This window comes from Chryseobacterium arthrosphaerae (assembly GCF_001684965.1).
Lineage (GTDB): Bacteria > Bacteroidota > Bacteroidia > Flavobacteriales > Weeksellaceae > Chryseobacterium > Chryseobacterium arthrosphaerae.
This window is the reverse complement of the sequence record NZ_MAYG01000012.1, coordinates 619,621-638,979: the sequence shown is the minus strand read 5'-3', so window position 1 is coordinate 638,979 and position 19,359 is coordinate 619,621. Positions and strand designations below refer to the sequence as shown.

Genomic DNA, 19,359 nt, shown 5'->3' with positions numbered 1-19,359 from the left:
TGGTGTTTATAATTATTTTTTAATCAGTTTCTGCTGATATACCGCTTTATCAGTTACCGCTTTCAGGATATACATTCCTTTTGGCAGCATACTCATATTGACCTGGCCGTTGTTCAGCGGTGCATTAACTGTTCTGCCTGAAGCATCATAAATGGAAACGTTCTGGATTTTCTCCTGTGTTTTGATATAAAGTATATCGATAACCGGATTCGGATAGATACTGAATTCAAGTTTTTTAACTTCAGCAGTAGCTAAAGTAGATGTCGTACTGTTCACGGTAAGCGTTTTCTCCACAATCTTACCATTTGAATTAAAGCTAAGCACAATATCAGATGTTCCTGAAGCAAGTGGCGACAGAACCAGTTCATCATCAGTATTAATCACAGCAGAAACTACCGCAGGATTGCTGTTTGATCTGATCGATTTTACAACTGATATTTCCATATTATCTGCATCTGAAACTATGGATTTCAAATCAATGCTTGTAGTACTTCCGGCTGTAACCTGCGAAGGCAGAGTATTGCTTACAACAGGAACCGAATTATTGGTAAAAACTGCTATGGAAGGGAACCAATAGTAATCATTCAAAACTTTGGTGTTGGTAAGAGTGCCTGACATATTGTAGGTATGAATCCAGTTTTTCTGAAAGTGAGCCCCATATCCGCTTTCCGTTGTATTCAAAACAAGTTCTCCGGTAGCAGGATTTACACGAAGTGCCGCACCATAAGGAATTTGCTTATACTGACCTGTCTGTCCCGGAATAGCGGCAAAGTTTTCATTAAATGTTTTAGCCGTAACATCAAATCTTACAATCTGTGATCCTGAAGCCCATGCGCTTACTGAATTGATCCAGTATAAAGCATTTTCTTTATTACTTGCTGTAAACCTGCCTGCATTCCATGCACCCCAATCTCCGAAATATTTGGTGGTAGGAATATTATACTCCTGTGTGGCAAAAGTAGTGGGATTGATATTGACAAGCTTCTGTTCCTGAATTCCCCAGACACTTCCATCTTTAGCCTGAACAACGGAGTAGAAACCTCCGGCAATAGTACTTACTACAGTATCCGTATTGGGGTTAATCACCAAAATTCCCACATTTTGTTTTACTGCAAATACATATTGTGAGGTACGGATCATATTTCCTATCTGACCGCTGCCTCCTGTTCCGGCAATCAGAGTACCTACCTGCATATTGTCGATATTAAAGAGTACGATTCCGGTAGAAGTACCGATATATCCTTTATGTTCGTTCACTCCTACAAATGATCTTCCGTCACCACCTCCAATATTGTTGAAACCAGCAATTTTCTGCATGGTCTGAGCATTGGCAACTACCAATCTCCCACCAGGGGTATATTGGGTATCTCCTCCGTCAGCAGCCTGTTTGGATACAAAATAGAATTTGTCTCCGTAGATCGTTCCATATTGCGTGGTTGCTCCGAAAGCCTGGTTATTGTTTACATTGCTGTATACACGGTAATTGATCTGCCCATTATTGTCGATGAAGTTTACAGAACCGTTGGTATGGCCAAACCATTCTTCATTCACCAAAAAATATCCGTTGGTAAAGTTGGTGGCAGTTACATATGGGGAAACCGGAGTAATTGTTGATGAAACCGGAGTTTCATTGAATCCGACGTTAAAATTCCAGACATCCCATGAGCCATTTTCCAATGTACGTGAAGAAGCCCCTACATTAGAATATCCAAAATCTGCATCGGCAGGATTTTTTACCCAGTAAGACCAGTATCCGTTGACAGTCCATCCGGATTGCCAGTGATCATTTGCGGCATCCATAATTGTGTAGCTGTCAAAATCATATGCCGTTGTATTTACAAAACCATTCACCGGATACAGGGGATAAGTGGTATTCCCGCTTTTGATCAGTGCATTGGTATTCTGCCCGTTCAGGTCAAAACCTATTCCTCCGACCGCTGATCCGAATTGCGTTCCCTGATAAAGCAGTGTAAATAATCTGTGATCTGCTTTGGCAATAGCTTTCAGCATATCTTCTCCTGTGGCATTTCCATCCCATTTAAATCCCCATACCAGAGCATCAGGATTCTTACTGTCATTCCACTGTACCACAAAAGCAGCCTGGTTCGATCCTGAACCTACCCAATACTGAATATCAGAAAAACTGATCGTAGTGGTATTCAGCTTACTGATCCCTGAAATATCATTTCGGGGCACACCCTGAACTTTTATCTGTGCATTTGATAAACATGCAAACAGAAAAAGTATGATAAAAACATAAAACTTTTTCATTTTCTATTAAATTAAATAAATTGTATTGTTGAATTATTATTTGAGATGTAAATCATACGCTCCCGCAACTTCTGTGGAAACTTCACCCAGCCAGCCGGCTTCCTGGTTGACTCCGGTATATATTTTCATAAAATCGATACCCGGAAGTTTCACATACCTTCCACTGCTGTCTACAGCCCAGGAAATATCGATATTGGAGGCCTCATCGTTATTCGGTGCATTATCTGCATATCCGAATTCATATGATTTTCCTACCCAATAGGATCCGTCACCGTTCTGATCATAAAAATTGTTGGCCAGCCTGGTCCCCGAAAAGCTGTAAGAAGGATCTGCGAACCATAAAGGATAATAGCTCTGTGCGTGAAATGTATTTTTTGTTTTAAAGCCCTTATTCCCGAGGTTATCGGTCCATTTGATATATTCCACATCGGTCTGCCAGAATTCGCTTCCGGGGACCGGAGGTTTGTTTTCATCGGGCTTATAATAGGTAATGCTGTAATTTTTTACGGTTGTGTTTTTGAAATATTCACTACCGGCAATTTCGTACCATTCATCATTATCGGGTTTACCGTTTTTGTTTCTGTCGTAGGCCACCATAATGATTCCCGGTTCACAGGATCCTGAACGCGGCTCACTGGCATCATTTCCAAAGAATGCATTGCCAAGAACCTTAAAGTCTCTTCCATTAAGATTCGGAACAGTATGATCAAAACCGAAAACAACGTATCCGCCATAGCCTCCCAGACTGATCATGGTAGAGTTCCCTCCCACCAGAGATTCGTTCGCTTTCTGAAGCATATTGGCAGCAGTATTCCCGGGAGTATATTCGGGGATTTCATTCATAAACTGTCCTACAGCAGGCCGAAAATCCAATACTTTGGCAATATATTTACTGTAAGGTACTTTTTCTTTGGTAACGACTATTTTAGAATGGTAAACCTGTTCGTTTCCTTTATTATTGATTTTTAAAGTCAGAGGATAGGCATTTGCCTTCGGGCTGATAAACTCAAGCGCTGAACTCTGGGAGATAACAGAATCATTGATGCTCCATGTAACGGATCCTGAAGCATTGGTAGGAATGGTCAGAACTTTTAACCGCTCAATAGAATAGGAATCATCGAGTCCGCTAAATGTAAACTCGTCCTCATCATTATGCTTACAGGCTGTCACTCCTGCAAGAAGGCATGATAAAACCCCGATTTTTAAATAAGTAAAGGTATTTCTTCTCATTTCTTAAAATTTGATTATTTGTATAAAAAAGCGAAGTGGGCAGGAATATTCCCTCCTTCTGTCTTCCATCTGAAATGCCCGTTTTTATCAAAGCAATACACAAAACCCATGGATACGTAATTTCTGGCATCCGTTATATAGATATCTTCTGTGATTGGGTTAACTGCGATTCCGTAAGGTGTTTTAATCGCATTCTCGTATTCCTGATCAAAAATGTGGTTGGCAATAATCTCTTCGGTTTTCACGTCTATGATCCCGAAGGTTTTTTTATAGCTGTGGGTATTGTAATTGAATTCATTTCCGTAGAAATAAAGTTTATCATTCACAATCGTCATTTCGCTTACTGCGAGATGGAAGTCCTTTTTCACCATTCCTGTTGCGGCGTCTACCAGATATAAACTGGAAGGAACTGTATAATAATCTCCTCTTGAACTCACATACAGATCCCCATAATTGTCTTTCTTAATGTGATGAAGATTGATGGCAACATCTATTTTCCGGATTTCCGTAAAACTGTTTAAATCTATTACAGAAATGGTATTATCATAATCGGGAGCTTTATAGCCTCCGGAATTGGCAACAAATAATTGATTCCCTACGATTTCCATATCTTCGGGCTGATATCCTACGACAACTTCACGCTGAATAGCAAGAGAAGCGGTATCAATTTCCACTACTTTTCCCTTAGGGGCTTTGGGATTGATCGCTACAGGTCCTGCATAGCTGCTGGCATAGGCTTTTCCGTCTTTGAAGGCTAAATACCTGCAGTTCTGCAACGGAATGGAAGTAATTCGTTTAGCCGTTCTGGCATCCAGTACTTCAATTTTGTTGGAAACATTGACGACAATATACAGTTTGCTGCCGTAGACTTTGATATCATTTCCTACATCCCCCAGCTCTTTCACTACATTCGGGTTGATTTCCGCATAGATATTCCTGTAATAGGTTCCTTTGGTATAATCGAAAAAGTCAAGGGTACATTTATTACTTCCCATATTCCCTTCATTCAACATGTAGAATCCTTTTATTGCGGTATTTTCTGAAGGTAATCCTTCTACCACTTCCTGACGTACGATGATATCATCGGTACGGCATGAAGTAAGAAAAGCCAATACAAGAAATAAAAAATAAAAGTTTAGTTTTCTCATAGGGTGAAGTTTAGAATAAGTTTAAAATTTCTTCCGGGCATCGGATAGTTGATCACTACATCATAGTATTGATTGAAGATATTATTCATCTCCAGGCTCACTTTAAACTGATGATTTGCCCAGTTGAATTTCTTCTGAACAGACAGATCATGGGTATACCAGGGCTGCACATAATTGTACTGAATATTATCCTGGTTCACATCATACCGTTTCCCCACATAGATGGCACTGTAATTGAAACTCCAGTCTTTATAGTCTGCCATAAGGCTGAATGATCCGTTATGCCATGGCGTATAAGGAATCTGATTACGGTAGAACGTATCTTCCGGATCGCTCATATCTCTCGCACTTTGATACGTGTAGGAAAGTAACGGTCTCAATCTTACTTTTCCAAGCTGCATTTCAGTCTGGACGTTCACATCTGCTCCCATGATCTCCACCAGCCCAAGATTCATCATCAGCCAGCGGAACATACTTCCATTGGGAGCCGCTACAATTTTATCCTGTACTTTATTGTAGTAGCCGTCAACTTTAGCATAAAAGAATTTGAAGAAACTGTTGATGTTATAGTTCTTTCTATAGGTAAACCCTACATCATACTGACTGGTAAATTCCGGTCTCAGGTACGTATTTCCGATATTGGTATAATAAAGATCATTGAAGGTTGGCAGTCTGAAAATCTTTTTATAAAAAGCCCTAAGGGTAAGCTCAGGAATAATCTCAGGCTGATAGCTCATAAATACAGCAGGCGTCCATTCTCTTCTGTCTCCGGGTCTTTTGTTCTTTTCTACTTCTTCAAAAGTGAATGTTCCCAAAAGGCTTCCCAGAATTTTAAACCTGTTCCACTGGTATGTGGTTGCCAAGGCTACTAATGTTGTATAACGGGTAGGATAAGAGAAATTGTCCAGATTGGCATCCAGATTATTGTACTGGAAATCTCCGTTCAGACTGACATCCCAATTCGGAGTGATAGAATAGATATTGGAAGAAGAAAGATATACTTCCCTTTGAATATAGACATTATCCGTATAAATGATAGATTGCGAACGAACGGTATCCATGAAATGGGTATAATCGTAGGCAAATTTTGCTTTCAGCTGGGTTTCAAATTTTGGGAACAGCTTTTTTCTCAGATGGGCCTGTACGAAATAATTTTCATCCGAAAGTCTTGCTCCCCGGCCTCCAAAGCGCCCATTAACAATAGGTGCAGGCATTCCACGGTCTGAAATATACCCGTACCCTCTTACATTCCAGCTTCCGTTATTGAATATTCCATTGACAGAAGTTTCAAAACGTTTGGCTTTAATATCCGAATCCTGTCTCCTGGCAATTGTATCATAAGCCTGCTGCCCGTCAGGGTATTTTTTGGCGTAACGGAATCTGTAAATTCCGTCACTTTGCATAAATTCTCCGCTGAAACTTGAGGAAATCCTGTCTGAGATTTTCTGTTCCAGGCGGAATGAAGGGTTGAAAAGATCTATGGAAGCACTTTTTGCCCTTATGACCAGATTTGTTTTCCTGTTTCCTTTGAATACAGGTGTTTTAGGCTGCAGATAGATTGATCCTGATGAACCGAAATCTTTTGCGGGTTGAAAAATTTCACTTTTCTGCCCGTTGTACAGCGATATTTCTTCCAGGTCATCCAACGAATACCTTCCCAGGTCAACAAGGCCATTTTGTGCATTCCCCAGTTGGATCCCATCATAGAATACGCCCACATGCTGGCTTCCCATGCTGCGGATGTTGATGGTTTTTAAGCCTCCGATACCTCCATAGTCTTTGATCTGGACTCCTGAAAAATACCGCAGCGCATCCGCTACAGAATGACTGTTAAGCCTTTCAAGTTCTTCTCCCTGTAGGATTTGAGCAGGAATAATTTCTTTAAAATTCTTTTTGTAGAGACTGATAACCTTAATGGTCTCTGCATCCAGAGTGTCTTTTTTCTTTGTTTGGGAAAACAAAAAGTGAGAGGTTAACACCGAAGCGGTGAAAACAATTTTATGAAATTGAGATGTAATCAGTTTTGCCACCATTAGCTCATTCAGGGATAATGATGACGCTAATGGATATAAGAACGCAACGACAAAGCACAGCAGTCACTGCACAGAATCATTGGTGTCCTAAGCTTTATTCCACGAAAGCGTCAAACGTTTAATTTTTCTGGCAGGTCTTCTGACTTACTCCATTTTTGAAATCCTTCCCATTAAAAAACAGTGGATATATTCTTCAAAAACTTTGGTGCGGAGCTTACAGCAGCGGGTCTGTCCCGGATTTTCACCGGATTCCCTTTTAAGAGCTTTTTACGGCTCACCAAACTCCGGCAAAGATAGAAAATTATTGCTATATCCTGTTATCAACAAAATGATTTACAATATTATATATCAGAAGGCTGTAAAAAACGGTTTTAATAAAGAAATAAAACGATGAAAATCACTGTCTGCACCGGTCATTATATTTAACTTTATGCCCCAATCAGAAAGAAGGCTGCCCCAATAATGAAACAGCCTTTTGTATCAGTCATCAATGTTCAGATTCTTTACTCTTTCATTCATGACAGGAAAAATGTTTTTTACAAGATCCGTTATATTCCAATATTCAGGAACACGCTGAACCTTGATTTTGCCTCAATGTCTCCTCCGGCAAGATGGGTATATAACGGGAGCATCACTTCACTTCCCAGGCTGAACCTTTTATAAGAGGCTTCAAATCCCAGTTTTCCATATAATGCACTTCCTGCAGTATTGGGCAAGCCTTCCCCAAACTGTTTATTCTGTGCATACACTTCCCCCTGAAGCCCGGTTTTAGCAGAAAATATGGTTTTTTCATTTCCTGAGAGCTGATAGAAACCGGTGGCTGCATAATTCCATTGGTTTCCGAAGCGGTAATGTTTTTTGTTTTCAGTTTTAATGGTGTAATCGGTATTGATCAATACGGCTATTTTATTTTTTTGAAATTTATAGTTCAAAGCTGCCTGATAATCCCAGCTGCCTGTTCCCAACTGAAAGCTCGGGTTGACGCCTGATATTCCTTTTTCATCAAATTTACCCAGAGGCACTTTCACGCCGAGGCCTCCGCTCAGTTGATGGAAATTATCCCCTGACTTCACCAGCCTGTAAATTCCCATCAGATTCAGGTCACCGATTCCATTGATTCTGATATCGCCCTGCGTGGTCTTTTTTTCGTGAAAATGAAATGGCAGACTGGCATATACACTCAGTTTTTCCGTCACCGGAATTTTACCCCAGATCTGCAGTGTATTGAAATACTGATCCTGAGTGAGGTCTTTGACAAATAAATTCTCTTTGGCCTTATAATGCTGTGCAAAATATTTGACTCCTATAAATTGTGGGTTCAGTAAAGATTCAAAACCGGATGACCCGTTTCCTGCAGCACAACCACAGGCATCACAATCATCATAAAAACTGATCCTGCTATAGCTTTCAGGAGTAATATAAATACTGTCTCTTACGGTATTGGCCTTATTCAGGTTAAATAAGACCAGGCATATTATCAATATTATCTTCTTCATGTTTTCTCTCATTTATTCTGCAAATTTTGGATTGGATATAAAGCTTTTATCGGACAGTGTTTTCAGGAAAGCTATGATCAGCTGTTTTTCCTGGCTGTTCATTGCAATTCCCGTACGTCCGTTTTGTCTCAGCTGCGGATCAAGGTTTGGATTATCTTCCACATGATCCGAATAGAAATTGAGGACTGCTTCCAGGGTATAAAATCTTCCGTCATGCATATAAGGTTTGGTATATTCTATATTCCTCAGGCTTGGAACCCGGAACTTCATCCAGTCAGCCTGATCAAGGGTGACCCGGTAGCGGCCCGCATCTTTAAACTCAGTATTGTAATACATTCCCGTATTTCTGAAGCTTTCATCTGTAAAAAGCTCTCCACTATGACAGGATGCGCATTTCTGATTAAACAATGCCATGCCCTGGGATTCTTCCGGGGTAAACTGCTCCCGCCCCTGCCTGAACCGGTCATATTTTGAATCTGCTGAAACCAGTGTGGCCATAAACTGTGAAAGTGCCTTTAAAATCCTTTCTCCTGTAATGGTTTCATCTCCATAAGCTTCCCTGAAAAGTTTTTTATATTTCTGATCATTTTTGAGCTTTGAGATGGCTTCAGGTATAGAGCTGTCCATTTCATTTACGTCTGTAATAGGGCTGATTGCCTGTTGATTCAGATCATGGATCACCCCGTCCCACATATATTTTTTCAAAAAAGCCATATTCTGTATAGGGGGTGCATTCCTGATCCCGATCCTGTCATCCACACCGTGGCTTACCGTATGACCATGATGGGTAAAAGCATTTTCCTGGATATGACAAAACCCGCATGAGATGGTGTTGTTTCTGGAAAGCCTTCCTTCATAGAATAATTTTCTTCCCAGCTCTACCCCGTTTCTGGTGACCGGGTTTGAAGACTGATCAAAAGACATTTCCGGAAAGTAAGCGGGAAACTGCAAATGGTAAGCCTCATCTTTCTCCAGCGGCTGTATAACCTCATCAGAACAGGAAATACAGCCTAAAAGTATCATGAGCACAGCCAGCATCATTTTAATTGAAAAATTAATCATTGTGAACGTGATCTACTTTAAACATCTTGGTAAGGTTATTGGTGACATCTACAAGATGCTGGCTGGACCCCATCATCATATCATTGGCTGATGTAAGGGTAAGAGCTTTATCACCACTTAAAAACTGATTCAGATCTGCCAGGATATGAATGGAAGGCCTGATCTTTCCGGTAACTCTTGCGGTAACCGGGAGGTTCAACGTAATCTCACGGTATAGATCCGGGGTATTATTGGCTGCTGTATTTCCCATGTTTCCCGTATGATTCATAAATTCCTTAGCTGCTGAATCCGCACCGTATTTTCCTTCAAGTTTTACAAACACATACCCTGCAGCCCATGACCATGACATTCCTTTCTGCTTGGCTTTGGTCCAGAATTCTGCCTGTCCGTCCTGGCCCAGCAGATACGCTTTCTGGCTGACTCCCAATCCGAATCTGATCTTCTTATAATTATTTTTCGGAATTCCGTCTAAATTCAGATACACCACTCCGGCAACCGCATCTGCCTGGTCTATGATAAAAGCTCCTTTATCAGGATTGTTTTCATTGTATCTGAACTCATTTCCGCCTTCATCGATCAGGGTGATATTACTTACGACATATTTTAAGGAAGAGAAATTATGCTTTTGTCCCTTTGAGGAAGTCTGTACCGTCTGGTTTAAAACGATATTTCCCAGATTATTAAACCCGTTTTCAAATTTGATCTGAATATTTCCCGGCGTGGTATCCTGCGGATTTTCATCATCCCTGCTGCTATCACAGGATGATACGGTGAACAAAGTAAAGGCAATAAAGAATAGTGATAAAAATTTATAAATTTTCATTGTTGATTTTTTAAGTTGAATTGATTTTGAATTGCTGTAACAGCGTTGTTTTTTAACCACCAAAGGCACATAAGTTTTAACACTTAAGTTTATTTAAGTGAAATGCTGTATGTATAAGAAGGCACTTAAGTTTTAAATCTTTGAATTTAATATATGCCCGTGCCCAGTCTAAGGCATCATCTTAAACTGTTGATGTACTAAGAAAATGCGTTGACCCTTTTGTGATTGAATAATGATATAAGTAACTTAAAAAACCGGTGGCTTGAAAATATGTTTCAGAAACAGAAAAGAATAAGCTGTTTCATAAATAAAATGAAAATTGAAAAATGGAAATTTCTCAGAAGCAGAAATTTCTGTAATTTCAGGAAGAATGTAGATATCAAGGATTTTCTGCCCTGAATTCTTTGATTTTTGTAAAGGTGAAGATTCCGAATCGCCGGTCTTTGCCAGCTGTTTGCTGAGGTAACATTTTCCGTTGCAGTGAATCTCAGGCTTGCTTTTATTCACACACAGCGTGTTGACAATGTAATCATAATTTACGGCATACTCCACCAGCGGTATCAGAGGTCTGAACACCATATAAAAGGTAAAGAGTATGCCGTAAAGAAATTTCACCAGCTTATTTTTTACTTACAGCTTCATCGTATCTTCTGCTGATCTCTTTCCAGTTGGTGACGTTCCAGATAGCGGTAAGATAGTCTGCTCTTTTATTCTGATATTTTAAATAATAAGCATGTTCCCAGACATCAATTCCGAAGATAGGGGTTCCTTTTTCTTCCACTACATCCATCAAAGGATTGTCCTGATTGGGAGTAGAAGAAATGAATAGTTTTCCGTTTTTATCCACAGAAAGCCATGCCCATCCTGATCCGAAACGGTCTGCTCCGGCTTTAGCCATCTTTTCTTTAAAAGCATCCATGCTTCCGAAAGTTTCAGTGATCGCTTTTGCTAATTTTGCGGAAGGCTGTGTATTTTTCTGGGGAGTAAGAACAGTCCAGAACAACTCGTGGTTGTAATGTCCTCCTGCATTATTTCTCACTGCAGGCGGCAGTTTTGAAACATTTGAAAGAATCTGAAACAATGTTTCTTTTTCCTGTGGAGTTCCTGCAATGGCTTTATTCAGGTTGGCTACATACGCTGCCGCATGTTTTGAATAATGAATTTCCATCGTTTGGGCATCAATATTCCCTTCCAAAGCATTATAAGCATATGGCAGAGGTGTCTGCTTAAACTGAGCCAATGCAAACTGGGCCGCGAAAACTGCGCTTAAGGCAGCTATTTTCATAATCTTCATAACTTTTTTGTTTATGGTTGAACAATGTTTTCTATTAGGCTGAAAGATGAGAGTGATTTATTTCAATGTATAACTGCTTCAACCTCTATTTACCTTTACATCAAAAATCATCAGAGCTTTATGGGCTGGATGTTCTTCCTGCTGCGCTCCCCTCTTCACTATTTCAATAATTTCTTAATATCTTCAATCAGAATTTCCCTGTCCGGATGATATTTCCCATTCAGGCGGGGAGTTTTGCCTTCCGGATCATCATAATTCAGCCCTGAATAATACAGGATCGGCATATTATCTTTATTGTATCTACAGCGGATGTTTCCTTCCTGATCTACCAAAGCAATCATACCGCTGTGGTTCAGACTTTCCGCTTCGTCTTCCTTATCTCCTACGTAGATATTAAACTGATCTGCAAGTTTTCCGATATATCCTCTGTCACCTGTTAAAAAATGCCAGTCAGGAGATTTTGCCCCTATCTTCTGAGCATGTTCTTTCAGGGCTTCAGGAGTGTCATTTTCCGGATCTATGCTGATGGAGATAATTCCGAAATTGGGATCATTGATCTGGCTTTGTATAGCCTTCATATTGGTATTCATCACAGGGCAGATGGTAGGACATTTACTGAAGAAAAATTCCACGAGATATACTTTTCCCAGCATATCTTTATTGGTAATTTTCTTATTATTCTGATCCGTAAGTTCAAAATCCGGAACCTTCATCACCGTATACAGGTTCTTTTTGAAGTAGCTCATTCCTATGCCTATTCCCAGAAAAAGCAAAGCAATCACCGCAATGGGCATAATTACTTTTCTTTTGTTATTCGTCTTATTATTTTTGGGCATATTTTTCAGGATTTTGTTTGAATTCATCTTTACAGTAAGCACTGCAAAAACCATACGTTTTATTTTTGTACACCGCAGTATCTTTCAGAAATTCTGCAGTTTTCATATGGCAGATGGGATCTTCTTCATTTGCTACCTGTACATTTGTGATATTTTCTTTTGTAGAGCTCATATTGCTCTTATGCTTTACCTGAGGGATTTCTTTGGCACATGAAAATAATACTATTGACAGCAGGGCAGTCAGTATAACCGGAGATTTCATATTGATGTTAAATTTTAATTAATAATGTTAAATAGATATCCTGGCTTCAAACTCCGAAGGAGATCAAACCATAGACAACAGTTTATTTTAAAATATTCCGAAAACTTTCAGGAGCTGAGATGAAGTTCATACACCAAATTGACTTATCGCATCTTAGAAAATAGCAATTTTACTCCTAGGCGTAAACTATCCCAATAACTTTTCAATAAGGTCTGAAAAGCTTTCAAAATAAAACTAAAAATTTAGTTTAAAGCTGAAATTAAACTAAAGGAGGATGAAATACCCTGGAAAAGTATTCTGAAGAATGAGAACTGATATGGTCTGAACAAGGATCGTTTACAGACCGTTCCAGATTCAACTGATGTGAAAAGGAAAATATGTCATGAGAAATAAAGGCATCTAATCCTGCAATTTTTATGGTTTGAGAACTGTTGGATTGTTTTTCTGTCTTGGCCAGTTCTTTTTCCACATAGCATTTTCCTTTACACGTTGACTGTGGGATATCTCTCTTTTCACAAAGATTTTTCACGATATAGTCATAGTTCACCGCATAATTTACCAGTGGCAACACGGGGCGTATTGCAACAGTAAAAATGATGAATATGGAAATTAATGCCTTCAACAATTTTGTTCTCTGCTACAAATATACTACTTCAAAATTGTTTTATGCTTCATTTATGATGAATGTCATTGATCATTTCCAGGCTTTCACGATTTGATCCTATGCATCAATGCATTTCAACTGTTACCTATAAAATTGGCCAAACTGTATCTGTTATCATTAAGGTATTATTCCGAAATTTGGTTCTGCACTTCAGGTCATCTTACATGGCTGATCATCCCAATAAAATTTAGTTCTTTATATAAAATTTAATCTTGTTCATAAAGCTTTGCCTGATGTGGTGGGGCTTTTTTTAATTATTGGGAGAAGACACAAGGTTTTTCCTCCGATAAAATTTAAGAGTGCATACTTTTATTGCTCGCTGATTTTGCAGATTACGCAGATTTTTATGAAGGATCTTGTAATATGCCGGATCTGCGGGAGAAATAGAATCGTAACAAACACCAGTAAAAATTAATCATTTATTTGGTAAGAGTATGTGTCTATGTTGTTTAAAAAATTAACTACATAGGGGCATAGAAAAATAAGATGGTATTAAAAAAAAGCTTCGCTGAAATCAGCAAAGCTCTTATTGAATATAATTTAGTTTGTGTTTATGATTCTTTTAAAATTTCATCCTCTGAATTCTCACTGCATTTAAAATTGCGAGCAATGCCACTCCTACATCAGCAAATACGGCTTCCCACATCGTGGCCAGACCTCCTGCTCCGAGAATGAGCACAACAGCTTTTACGGCAAAAGCTAAGATGATATTCTGCCAAACGATTTTTTTCGTCTGTTTCCCGATATTAATTGCCATCGGAATCTTACTCGGTTTATCATCCTGAATCACCACATCTGCCGTTTCAATGGTAGCATCACTTCCCAGACCTCCCATGGCAATCCCTACATCACTCAAGGCTACTACAGGGGCATCATTCACTCCGTCCCCAACGAAGGCCACGGTTTGATTTTTTGCTTTGATCTCTTTGACTTTGTTTACTTTATCTTCCGGAAGCAAATCTCCGAATGCATTGTCTATACCAAGCTGATCGGCAACATATTTCACTACTGTACTTTTATCTCCACTCAGCATGGTGGCTTTTACATTCATTTTATGCAGATTGTCTACTGTGGCTTTGGCATCTTCTTTTATGCTGTCTGCAATGGTGATATACCCTGCAAATTTCCGGTCATAGGCTATCGCAATAAGGGTGTAAACAATATTGGCATGGTTGAGGTCATAGCGGATATTAAATTTATCCATCAGCTTAAAATTCCCCACCAGAAGTTCTTTACCGTTCACTGTTGCTTTCAGCCCATGTCCTGCAATTTCTTCTACGTTTTCCAATGGAACAGTATAATTGATATCGCCTACGTAATTGTGAATCGCTGTAGCTACCGGGTGGGTACTTTTGCTTTCAAGAACGTTTACCAGCTGAAGGATTTCATCTTTATTAAATTCAGGACTGATGCTTACTTCCTGAACTTTGAAGACTCCTTCCGTCATGGTTCCGGTTTTATCCATTACCACATTCTGGATTTCTGCAATACTGTCCAGGAAATTACTTCCCTTAAACAGGATTCCATTACGGCTTGCCGCGCCTATTCCACCGAAATACCCTAACGGAATAGAGATGACCAGGGCACAAGGGCAAGAGATCACAAGGAAGATCAATGCTCTGTACAGCCAATCCCTGAACTGATAATCGCTGACAAAGAAATAAGGCAGTAAACAGATTGCTATTGCCAGGGCTACAACAATTGGTGTATACACTTTGGCAAATTTTCTGATGAACAGTTCCGTAGGGGCTTTCTGCGCTGTAGCATTCTGTACCAGTTCCAGTATTTTGCTCAGTTTGCTGTCTTCATAGGCAGTGGTAACCTTTACAAGGGCAATACTGTTCATATTGATCATTCCTGCCAGTACTGCTTCACCTTTATTTTTAGTATCGGGTTTACTTTCCCCTGTCAGCGCTGCCGTATTGAACGACGCTGAATCTGAAATCAGTTCACCATCCAGCGCCAGTTTTTCACCAGGCTTCAGCTGAATAACGTCTCCTACTTTCGCTTCTTTTGCTTTAATTGCTTTTGGCTGATTATTTTCCATGATGGTCACCTCATCGGGACGCTGGTCCAGTAAGGCTTTTATGTTTCCTTTTGCCCTGGTGACTGCCATAGACTGAAATACTTCACCTACAGCATAAAACAGCATTACAGCTACTCCTTCAGGATATTCTCCAATGGCAAACGCACCAATGGTTGCAATGCTCATCAGGAAGAATTCAGAAAACACATCTCCTTTGGTGATACTTTTAAAGGCATCTTTCAGGACAGGGAATCCGACAGGGATATAAGCCGCCAGGAACCACACTAACCGTACCCAGCCTGTAAACCATGCCGGTTTTATATAATTATCAAAAGCGATTCCCAATAGCAGGATGACAAAAGATATAATCGCCGGAAGAAACATCCGGAAGATGGTCTGATCGCCGGTATCATGGGAGTGATCATGCCCGTCATGGTCATGGCCGTCTCCTTCTGAATGATTGTGTGCGTGGGCTTTTGTATCTGGTTTTTCCGGGGTTGTACTACAGCATTTTTCCATAACTGATATTTTTATACAAATTTAGGGTTGAGACTGATGCAATGCTATTGCAAACTTTCAAGACAGTTTTCGCAGATTCCTTTGGCAAAGAGCCTTATTTCATCGATCCTGAAATTGGTCTGTATATTTTCTGGGAAGGAAATATCTTCTTTACAGGTGGTCTGCTTACATATTTTACAATAGAAGTGCAGGTGCCAGTCTTTATGTGTTTTTTCATCACAATCATCCTCGCATAGCTTATACTTTGTAGTTGTGTTTTCCTGTATGCTGTGAACAATCCCTTTTTCTTCAAAGGTTTTTAAGGTTCTGTAAATCGTAATGCGGTCTGCATTGTCGAAATGATTTTCTATTTCAGAAAGAGACAGGGCTGCTTCCTGGGAACTTAAAAAATCATACACCAGAATTCTCATGCTGGTAGGTTTGGTATTTTTATCAATGAGTTTGTTCTCTATATCTTTTTTCATGTTTCCACAATTTGAATGTTACAGATGGGCTTCATTTTCTTCGTAGCCTTCATCTTCTATCTGAAAAGTTGTGTGACTTATCTTAAATGTATTCACTGTTTTCTCCGTCAGGGTTTTCAACAGCTGATTTTGTGAAGTGCCGGTTTCTTTCACCACATGGGCACTCATAGCGTTGACTCCTGAGGTAAGGGACCATACGTGAAGATCATGGATATTTTTCACCCCCGGAATTTCCTCCAGTGATTTTCTCAACCCATGGATATCCACGTCTTTTGGGGTTCCTTCCAGTAAAACATTGACCGCTTCTTTTAAAAGCCTCCATGTTCTTGGAAAGATCAATAATCCGATGGCTGCAGAGATCAAAGGATCGGCATAATACCAGCCGGTTGTCAACATGATAACTCCTGCAATCATAACGCCAACTGATGTTAACATATCTGAAAGAACTTCAAAGTAAGCTCCTTTCATATTCAGGCTGCCTTCAGAATCTTTTCTCAGGATCATCATTCCTGCAATGTTTACAATCAATCCAATCCCAGCTACGATCAGCATCGACTTGCTCTGTACTTCCGGCGGATTCTGAAAACGCTGATAGGCTTCAAATAAAACATAGACAGAGATTCCTAATAATACGACTGCATTGATGACTGCCGCTAATATTTCCGTACGGTAATAGCCGTATGTTCTGGAGGGATCTGCTTTTTTTTCTCCTATTTTAATGGCAATGAATGCCAGTAATAATCCTACAACATCGGTGAGCATATGAGCAGCATCTGCCAGAAGCGCAAGACTGTTGGTCACTATTCCTCCTATCACCTCAGCAATGAGATAGGTACCGCTGAGGCAAAGTACGATCAGGAGGTTCTTTTTATGTCTGCCTGCAGCAGAGGGAGTCTGTATTGGTGTCGGGGTAGTTTCCATATTATTTTTATGGTTTAATTACATTTCATAGTAAGATGTATTTTCTTTTTTTAAAGGAACATTCTGTTCTCCAATCATCTGGCGGATATTGATTTCAATGGTTTGTGCCAAAGAGGTCACCGGAGTATCCACGGGTCTGTTTTCAAACGGGTCCTGCATAATGATTGACGTTTTCTCTATTGCAATGAATACAATCGGGATCAGGAATGTGACCAGGATCTCAACGGCCAGCTGTGAATCGTCAAGCCCAAAAGGCAGGATAACAGCAAACACATAGATCAGGATATGTACCAATACACTGTAAGATCTTGGAAATACCGTATTCTTCAGCCTTTCGCATTTTCCCATGCTGTCACAAAGTCTGGTAATGATGTCATTCAGCTGCATTTGCTGAAAGTCGGTCAGTCCCTGGGAAACCGCAATATCTTTCAACTGTCTGGAATGTGCATCCAGGAGTGCATTCGGAATATTTACAGCCTTGATCTGATGCTGTACGATATACTGCTGTACCTTTTCTGAAAATGGCAGTTTTCTGAGCGATTCGCCAAGGGCATAGGTCCAGATGATCTGTCTTTCTGCAAAATCTTTTACCGTTTTTTCATCTCCTGCAGGCATAAACTGTATAATAAGCCTTACAAAGGTTCTGGAATCATTGACAATAGCTCCCCACACCGTTCTTGCTTCCCACCATCTTTCGTAGGATTGGGAAGTACGGAAAGCCAGCAACAGCGATACTGCCGTTCCTAAAAGTGCCGGAATATTCAGGGGAAGGGATATTTTCCGAAACCATGGCAGCATATCCAAAAGGCCAATGACCACAGCAAATATTCCAATGAACAGAATTTGGGATTTTATTTCACGGATGAAATACCAGACTGATATTTTTTTGTTTAATAGCATAAAAGGTCATGTATTAAATATTATAAAAACATTATTTTTTAAAACCATCTTAGTCTCTTATCAGATAAAAGGTTCAGATGTTTCGTAAGATCATCTTTACTTTCTTCCGGCCGGTTTTTATAATAAGTCCGTAAACAGTTCTAATTTACGCATAAAAATCGACATTGAGCGGATTCATTAATGTTCATGCTCCCCGGAATTCACCAATTTGGCATTCACAAAAAAGGCTCCTTTCACCACAATTTCAGCATTATCCGGAATGTTACCTACGGGTGTGATCGCTGTATATCCCATATCTGAAGTTCCTTTTACCACTTCAATTTTCTCGAAGTTTAAGGTTTTCGGATGTGGCTTTCCTTTTTCGTCATGTTCTTCCTCTGCTTTTTTATCTGTCTGAATAAAAACATAATATTTACCGTCTGCTTCCACAATGGCCTCGGTAGGTACAGCGGGTGTGGTGCTTTTATCAAGGCTTACGATACCTGTGATATTCATTCCGTCGATCAGTCCGGACTTATTTCCTATCACTTCACAGTGCATAGAGATGGTCTTGCTTTCATTTTCAAAAGAAGAGCCTATGCTGTAAATTTTGGCATCGTATTCTGTTTCGGGGTTATTCGTCAGTTTAAAATGAACAATCTGCCCTACTTTCATTTTGGGAAGGTCTTTTTCAAATACCTGAAGATCCAGGTGAATGGAACCGTTATCTATGACCGTAGCGACGGGTGAAGAAATATCCACATAACTTCCTATCTGCGCTGTAATACTACTGATGGTCCCACTGATCGGCGAAGTGATCACCAATCCTGATTTCATATTTCCGTTACTGACTTTTCCGGGGCTTATTCCCATCATCTGAAGCTGCTTCAGGAGAGATGCTCTTTTGGTTCTTAATGTTTTCAGTTCTGCATCTGCACTCTGAAGATTTTTCTTTGCTCCGGCATCGTTATCAAAAAGTTCTCTCTGTCTTCTGTATTCCTGTTCTGCATAGGTAATCCTGCTGTTGGTCGTCAGATAATCTTCCTGAAGCTGAATATATTCCGGATTGGCAATTGTTGCGATGACCTGCCCTTTTTTTACAATGCTTCCCACCTGGATATTAATGGTTTTTATGATCCCGCCGTACAGGGAAGTAATGGTGGCTTTATTACTGTTGGGAACGCTCAGCAATCCGTTGGCTTTGATTGTTGAGGTCAATTCTTTCATCTCTACCTTCCCCAAAGCAACTCCTACCGACTTCATCTGTTCTTCCGTCAGTGAGGCAATGGTTTCAGGACCTTCTTCATGAGCCTGTTCTTTCTGCTCTGTTTTTTCAGGGGCCTTTTCTGCCGCAGCTTCTTTTTTTCCACAGCTTATGACCAGCAGAGCCATGAGCATCAGGGGTATGATATTATATTTGAGTTTCATATT

The 19,359-nt window shown here is 40.0% G+C and carries 17 protein-coding genes and 1 riboswitch; all 17 genes read right to left on the bottom strand.

What is annotated here, in order from left to right; translation table 11 throughout:
- Positions 1 to 12 precede the first annotated feature (12 nt).
- Entirely contained in the window at positions 13 to 2,271 is a 2,259-nt protein-coding gene (locus BBI00_RS18200) for a DUF5074 domain-containing protein (RefSeq protein WP_065400270.1), read from the bottom strand.
- Positions 2,272 to 2,307: 36 nt separating this feature from the next.
- On the bottom strand, positions 2,308 to 3,501 hold the full coding sequence (locus tag BBI00_RS18195; protein ID WP_065400269.1) for a cell surface protein: 1,194 nt from the start codon (positions 3,499 to 3,501) through the stop codon (positions 2,308 to 2,310).
- 14 nt (positions 3,502 to 3,515) lie between these two features.
- Positions 3,516 to 4,649, bottom strand: a complete 1,134-nt coding sequence (locus BBI00_RS18190; protein WP_065400268.1) for a YncE family protein — start codon at positions 4,647 to 4,649, stop codon at positions 3,516 to 3,518.
- Complete coding sequence (locus BBI00_RS18185; RefSeq protein WP_317040183.1) at positions 4,646 to 6,610, bottom strand: TonB-dependent receptor plug domain-containing protein; 1,965 nt, start codon at positions 6,608 to 6,610, stop codon at positions 4,646 to 4,648. Before BBI00_RS18185 ends, BBI00_RS18190 begins: the two co-directional genes overlap by 4 nt.
- A 184-nt stretch (positions 6,611 to 6,794) precedes the next feature.
- A riboswitch (cobalamin riboswitch) is annotated at positions 6,795 to 6,979 on the bottom strand.
- 251 nt (positions 6,980 to 7,230) lie between these two features.
- On the bottom strand, positions 7,231 to 8,178 hold the full coding sequence (locus BBI00_RS18180) for a transporter (RefSeq protein ID WP_065400433.1): 948 nt from the start codon (positions 8,176 to 8,178) through the stop codon (positions 7,231 to 7,233).
- Between the two features lie 12 nt (positions 8,179 to 8,190).
- Complete coding sequence (locus BBI00_RS18175) at positions 8,191 to 9,240, bottom strand: cytochrome-c peroxidase (protein ID WP_065400266.1); 1,050 nt, start codon at positions 9,238 to 9,240, stop codon at positions 8,191 to 8,193.
- A complete protein-coding gene (locus BBI00_RS18170; RefSeq protein ID WP_083988574.1) occupies positions 9,233 to 10,063 on the bottom strand; it encodes an MbnP family protein in 831 nt (276 codons plus the stop codon). The genes BBI00_RS18175 and BBI00_RS18170 overlap by 8 nt, the downstream gene beginning before the upstream one ends.
- Positions 10,064 to 10,309: 246 nt before the next feature.
- Positions 10,310 to 10,678 carry a hypothetical protein gene (locus BBI00_RS18165; RefSeq protein WP_065400265.1) on the bottom strand — a complete coding sequence of 123 codons (369 nt, stop codon included), beginning with the start codon at positions 10,676 to 10,678 and terminating at the stop codon, positions 10,310 to 10,312.
- 4 nt (positions 10,679 to 10,682) lie between these two features.
- Entirely contained in the window at positions 10,683 to 11,357 is a 675-nt protein-coding gene (locus tag BBI00_RS18160; protein ID WP_065400264.1) for a superoxide dismutase, read from the bottom strand.
- Between the two features lie 158 nt (positions 11,358 to 11,515).
- The gene (locus tag BBI00_RS18155; protein WP_065400430.1) at positions 11,516 to 12,193 is read right to left on the bottom strand and encodes an SCO family protein; all 678 of its coding nucleotides are present in this window, start codon (positions 12,191 to 12,193) and stop codon (positions 11,516 to 11,518) included.
- Positions 12,180 to 12,455: a YHS domain-containing protein gene (locus tag BBI00_RS18150; RefSeq protein ID WP_083988572.1), complete on the bottom strand. Its 276-nt coding sequence runs from the start codon at positions 12,453 to 12,455 to the stop codon at positions 12,180 to 12,182. Before BBI00_RS18150 ends, BBI00_RS18155 begins: the two co-directional genes overlap by 14 nt.
- Before the next feature lie 259 nt (positions 12,456 to 12,714).
- Complete coding sequence (locus BBI00_RS18145; RefSeq protein WP_065400263.1) at positions 12,715 to 13,077, bottom strand: hypothetical protein; 363 nt, start codon at positions 13,075 to 13,077, stop codon at positions 12,715 to 12,717.
- 604 nt (positions 13,078 to 13,681) lie between these two features.
- Complete coding sequence (locus BBI00_RS18140) at positions 13,682 to 15,331, bottom strand: heavy metal translocating P-type ATPase (RefSeq protein ID WP_394363637.1); 1,650 nt, start codon at positions 15,329 to 15,331, stop codon at positions 13,682 to 13,684.
- Positions 15,332 to 15,708: 377 nt separating this feature from the next.
- Positions 15,709 to 16,128 (bottom strand): Fur family transcriptional regulator, encoded by a 420-nt coding sequence (locus BBI00_RS18135; protein WP_050020659.1) that lies wholly within the window; start codon positions 16,126 to 16,128, stop codon positions 15,709 to 15,711.
- A gap of 18 nt (positions 16,129 to 16,146) precedes the next feature.
- Positions 16,147 to 17,049, bottom strand: coding sequence for a cation diffusion facilitator family transporter (locus BBI00_RS18130; protein ID WP_065400261.1), 903 nt, complete (start codon positions 17,047 to 17,049; stop codon positions 16,147 to 16,149).
- 18 nt (positions 17,050 to 17,067) lie between these two features.
- Positions 17,068 to 17,949, bottom strand: coding sequence for a bestrophin family protein (locus tag BBI00_RS18125; RefSeq protein ID WP_065400260.1), 882 nt, complete (start codon positions 17,947 to 17,949; stop codon positions 17,068 to 17,070).
- A gap of 177 nt (positions 17,950 to 18,126) precedes the next feature.
- Positions 18,127 to 19,356 carry an efflux RND transporter periplasmic adaptor subunit gene (locus tag BBI00_RS18120; protein WP_065400429.1) on the bottom strand — a complete coding sequence of 410 codons (1,230 nt, stop codon included), beginning with the start codon at positions 19,354 to 19,356 and terminating at the stop codon, positions 18,127 to 18,129.
- Positions 19,357 to 19,359 lie beyond the last annotated feature (3 nt).

Excerpts from the sequence above, each read along its gene's own strand:
- BBI00_RS18170 (WP_083988574.1), bottom strand. The coding sequence starts at position 10,063 with ATGAAAATTTATAAATTTTTATCACTATTCTTTATTGCCTTTACTTTG.
- BBI00_RS18120 (WP_065400429.1), bottom strand. The coding sequence starts at position 19,356 with ATGAAACTCAAATATAATATCATACCCCTGATGCTCATGGCTCTGCTG.
- BBI00_RS18160 (WP_065400264.1), bottom strand. The coding sequence starts at position 11,357 with ATGAAGATTATGAAAATAGCTGCCTTAAGCGCAGTTTTCGCGGCCCAG.
- BBI00_RS18125 (WP_065400260.1), bottom strand. The coding sequence starts at position 17,949 with ATGCTATTAAACAAAAAAATATCAGTCTGGTATTTCATCCGTGAAATA.
- BBI00_RS18175 (WP_065400266.1), bottom strand. The coding sequence starts at position 9,240 with ATGATTAATTTTTCAATTAAAATGATGCTGGCTGTGCTCATGATACTT.
- BBI00_RS18195 (WP_065400269.1), bottom strand. The coding sequence starts at position 3,501 with ATGAGAAGAAATACCTTTACTTATTTAAAAATCGGGGTTTTATCATGC.
- BBI00_RS18190 (WP_065400268.1), bottom strand. The coding sequence starts at position 4,649 with ATGAGAAAACTAAACTTTTATTTTTTATTTCTTGTATTGGCTTTTCTT.
- BBI00_RS18130 (WP_065400261.1), bottom strand. The coding sequence starts at position 17,049 with ATGGAAACTACCCCGACACCAATACAGACTCCCTCTGCTGCAGGCAGA.
- BBI00_RS18150 (WP_083988572.1), bottom strand. The coding sequence starts at position 12,455 with ATGAAATCTCCGGTTATACTGACTGCCCTGCTGTCAATAGTATTATTT.
- BBI00_RS18200 (WP_065400270.1), bottom strand. The coding sequence starts at position 2,271 with ATGAAAAAGTTTTATGTTTTTATCATACTTTTTCTGTTTGCATGTTTA.
- BBI00_RS18155 (WP_065400430.1), bottom strand. The coding sequence starts at position 12,193 with ATGCCCAAAAATAATAAGACGAATAACAAAAGAAAAGTAATTATGCCC.
- BBI00_RS18140 (WP_394363637.1), bottom strand. The coding sequence starts at position 15,331 with ATGAGCATTGCAACCATTGGTGCGTTTGCCATTGGAGAATATCCTGAA.
- BBI00_RS18135 (WP_050020659.1), bottom strand. The coding sequence starts at position 16,128 with ATGAAAAAAGATATAGAGAACAAACTCATTGATAAAAATACCAAACCT.
- BBI00_RS18180 (WP_065400433.1), bottom strand. The coding sequence starts at position 8,178 with ATGAAGAAGATAATATTGATAATATGCCTGGTCTTATTTAACCTGAAT.